The sequence below is a fragment of the Chitinophaga sp. Ak27 genome, from assembly GCF_012726295.1.
In the GTDB taxonomy this organism is placed as follows: domain Bacteria; phylum Bacteroidota; class Bacteroidia; order Chitinophagales; family Chitinophagaceae; genus Chitinophaga.
Genome location: NZ_JABAOB010000032.1, coordinates 1 through 400, shown reverse-complemented (window position 1 = coordinate 400; position 400 = coordinate 1). Strand labels below are relative to the sequence as shown.

The following is a 400-nucleotide window of genomic DNA, read 5'->3' as shown; positions in this document are numbered from 1 at the left end:
GTGTGACCCGCCAGTACTTTCACTTTAGTAGTATTTAAAGTGGTATCAGTAATGGTGATCCAGGTTTGTTTACCACCCACGATGGTCCATGCTCCATATGCTCCATACTCCGTCGGCTTGTTAGCAGTCATGGTGAAGATGGAATCGTTACAATGTTTCTGATTGCCACCCGCGTTTGCGATCGCCGGTTTATCATAGTTGGTCAGCAGTATAGTATCGGTAGTTGCCGCGCAGGTACCATTAGTGATGGTCCATACCAGGGCAGCAGTGTGACCAGCGAGTACTTTTACTTTAGTCGTATTTAAAGTAGTGTCAGTAATAGTGATCCAGGTTTGTTTACCACCCACAATGGTCCATGCGCCGTATGCTCCGTACTCCGTAGGCTTGTTAGCCGCCATGG

1 protein-coding gene is annotated in these 400 nt (G+C 47.8%); it reads right to left on the bottom strand.

Features of this window, described 5'->3' with window-relative positions; translation table 11 throughout:
* Positions 1 to 400 (bottom strand): hypothetical protein (locus HGH90_RS32330; protein WP_169192794.1); only part of this gene is annotated, 400 nt, incomplete at both ends.